The organism is Stenotrophomonas sp. P5_B8 (genome assembly GCF_054049855.1).
Genome location: NZ_JBFULO010000628.1, coordinates 1 through 1,640, shown reverse-complemented (window position 1 = coordinate 1,640; position 1,640 = coordinate 1). Strand labels below are relative to the sequence as shown.

Below are 1,640 nucleotides of genomic sequence, written 5' to 3'. Positions count from 1 at the left end.
AGCTCAGCACGACAAAACCTGGACCTTCAACGCCAGCGACGCCAAGAGCAATGGCAACCTGAGGCAGAATGTCGAACAGTTTGATCGTCGTGTCCATACTCATAAGTGAGACATAGTCTTTCTGCGACCAAGCCTCCCAAGAAACCTCGACAGTCCCATTTCTAAAGAACTGAATATATGGCCGAGCAGCAACCGAGCCCATCCCAGACCGACTGGCCACCATGCCACTGTAGTTGAATCTATTATTAAGAATCGATCCTGAAATGCGAACGATGTGATTCCTTAGGACTGACAGGTCAGGCCTACCAGAACCTTGGAAAGAAGACCGGGGAATAACGTGAATTGTCGCAATGGCACCACCGGATGTTTTAGCCAAGTGCTTCGTCCGCTCCTTCATCCACAAATCCACCCTCGTTTCGACGGAAGACCTGAGTGCGAACGAGTCGAACAATTGCTGATAGCTCATATCAACATTCCTTGTTCCCGCCCTAATCGTGAATCTCTGCCACTCTGCCAATGAAGCTTGATAGGGGCCTCCGTACTGAGATGGCACGTCGACGACAATCACTGTTCCCTGGCTAGTGTGAACCGGTTGCACCACCAGACCGTTGACCCTAGGAAACACCTTTCCAAGCAGCTGCGTCTGCATCCAAAGTGAAAGGCTGTCAGCGCCTTCAACGACATCAACAAGCTTGTCCGCGCGACCCTGTCCATCTTCTTTAATGCCGTAGACGATTCGACCTCCGCGAGCATTCGCGAAACCAGCCACGTCCATGAGAAGCGATCGAATTCCGTTGTCGTCTTTGGACGGAGGCTTCGCCTTAAAATCTAAGATCTGACTCTCCGGCTCTCTGTCAGCCAACAGTCCCTTGACCCAATTCTCATCCATCTTCAACCCTCCGCCGGCCACAGCGGGATACTAGTCTTGGATTAACGCCCTGACAATAAAAACTGCGATTCGGATAGAACTGGAGCTATACAGCAACCTCGCTCAAAGGAAGATTTGGAGCAACCTCAACGACGCGCCCCCCTCTCGCCCACACGTTGTATGGGATAGCGCCACCCAACACCCCAATAGCTCGCATCTGCGCGCCATCGTAGGTCGTCAGACTGCTGGTGCCGTCGGCGTTATAGGCGGTGACCGTCGCCAGCAGCCGCGGGCTGGCGCTGACCAGCCCGGCGAATTCGTCCCACAGTTCAGTCCGCATCGCTGTAGTGCCTCTCCAGGGTAATGGTCTGCTCGACCACGGCTGCGTTGTCACCGATCCGCGCCTCGGTCCGCACCGAGGTGCAGACGCCATGCCAAGTGCCCTCCTCGCCCACGACCTCGATGAGGTCCAGCGGCAGGATCCGGCCAACCTCACCGGGGCGCAGCGGCCCGGCGAACAGGGGCATCACCAGGTCGATTGCAGCCTGCTCGCCGCGATCGGCCAAGATGTTGCGCCCACGCTCGGCGGCGACCGCGCTGGTGTTGGTCAAAGGGCTGCTTACCTGCTGGGCGAACAGCTGGCCGGCCTCGCCGGCGCGGCGCACCTTGCAGGTGATACCCTTGCCTGCCAGCTCACCGGTGGCATTCGTGCGTGGCAGTGCATCGAGTGAATCCTAAACCGCTCGCCACGCACACTGCGCACGTCCACCGC

2 protein-coding genes are annotated in these 1,640 nt (G+C 57.4%); both read right to left on the bottom strand.

The features are described from left to right. Positions 1–889: AlbA family DNA-binding domain-containing protein (locus ACXJKH_RS20150; protein ID WP_457322022.1), on the bottom strand; the 889-nt coding region annotated here is incomplete at its 3' end. 308 nt (positions 890–1,197) lie between these two features. Then, positions 1,198–1,533: a hypothetical protein gene (locus ACXJKH_RS20145; RefSeq protein WP_457322020.1), complete on the bottom strand. Its 336-nt coding sequence runs from the start codon at positions 1,531–1,533 to the stop codon at positions 1,198–1,200. Between the last annotated feature and the right edge of the window lie 107 nt (positions 1,534–1,640).